Genomic DNA, 1411 nt, shown 5'->3' with positions numbered 1-1411 from the left:
ATGTGTGGCTCGGTGCGATCCGTGGCGTCCCGGCACCCGCGCCCTCCCGTGGCCGCCAACTCAAGCACCACGCCCGCCCCTTGACACGATCACGTCACCGTCGCGACACTCCGGGAGAGCGCTCTCCCAAGCCCTGATGCACGACGGGCTTCTCTTGGTCGGCCGACCGGGCGCCCCGATGAACCACCCGGTCGGCCGCGCACCTTCCCCGGGCGGGCAGCCCCTGGCGCACGGCCACGGCCTCCGGACGCCCGGCCCCCACATCACCGATGACCTGGCAGGAGAGTCTCCATGGCATGGAGATCGACAGCACTCTCAAGCACCCTCGTCGCCGGTGCGCTCCTGGTGAGCTCACTCGGCATCGCCGGTATCGCGGCCAGCGCGGACGGCGGACAGCACGCCGCGCCCAAGGCGGCCGCCCACGCGGCGCACACCGGACACACCATGGCCGTCTCGACCCGCGCGTCGGGCGACGACGCGGACGGCGACGGCTACATACCGGCCAACCCCCCGGTCACGGGCATCGAGCCGTCCACGAAGCAGCCGCCGCACCGCTATTTCCACGAGTTCCAGGCGCACTGCTCGGTCTCGCACACCGCGCCCGACGACCCGGTGGTCTATCCCGGCCAGCCCGGCAAGTCCCATGACCACACGTTCATGGGCAACACCACCACGAACGCGCACAGCACCACCGGTTCCCTGGGCTCCGGCTCCACCAAGTGCCTGGCGCCGGGTGACAGGTCCGCGTACTGGATGCCCACGCTGTACAACGGCGACAAGGAGATACGGCCCGTCGGCGACCAGACCATCTACTACAAGGCCGGGGTCACCGACTACACGAGCGTGCGGCCCTTCCCCAAGGGACTGCGCTTCGTCGTCGGCAATCCGATGCAGAGCGCCGAGGAGTTCCGCAGGCACCCCGGTTTCGTCGAGGGCTGGGAGTGCGGGAACAGCTACTTCAACGTGGAGTTCCCCAAGAACTGCCCCACCTCGGCGGACACCCAGCTCAACATCCGCTTCCAGGCGCCGAGCTGCTGGGACGGCACGTACCTGGACACCCCGAACCACCAGAGTCACATGTCCTATCCGAAGGTGAAGGAGGGCACCAACGACAACGTCTGTCCGTCGAGCCACCCCGTCGCCCTGCCGATGATCGAGTTCAAGATGGCCTTCCCGGTCAACGGCGACATGTCCAAGGTCCGCCTGGCGAGCGGCACCGGACACTCCTTCCACTACGACTTCTTCAACGCCTGGGACGACCGGACGCTGAAGGCGATGGTGGACCACTGCGTGGTCGGCGGCCTCCAGTGCGACCCGCGCGGCTACGACCAAAACCACCCCGAAGCGGGCGCGGCCCTCAACGAGAGGTACGAGCTGCCCTGACCGCCCCCGGGGAAGGGCGGTCTCCTCC

General features: G+C 68.7%; 1 protein-coding gene. It reads left to right on the top strand.

What is annotated here, in order from left to right:
- The first annotated feature begins 291 nt into the window (after positions 1-291).
- A complete protein-coding gene (locus AB8Z36_RS38925) occupies positions 292-1383 on the top strand; it encodes a DUF1996 domain-containing protein (RefSeq protein WP_369218086.1) in 1092 nt (363 codons plus the stop codon).
- Positions 1384-1411: the final 28 nt, after the last annotated feature.

The sequence above is a fragment of the Streptomyces flavofungini genome, from assembly GCF_041028215.1.
Classification (GTDB): domain Bacteria; phylum Actinomycetota; class Actinomycetes; order Streptomycetales; family Streptomycetaceae; genus Streptomyces; species Streptomyces flavofungini_B.
The sequence above is the reverse complement of the archived record's forward strand: the minus strand, read 5'-3'. Positions and strand labels throughout refer to the sequence as shown.

Bases quoted from the DNA above. Each gene is read 5' to 3' on its own strand.
- AB8Z36_RS38925 (WP_369218086.1), top strand. From the start codon at position 292: ATGGCATGGAGATCGACAGCACTCTCAAGCACCCTCGTCGCCGGTGCG.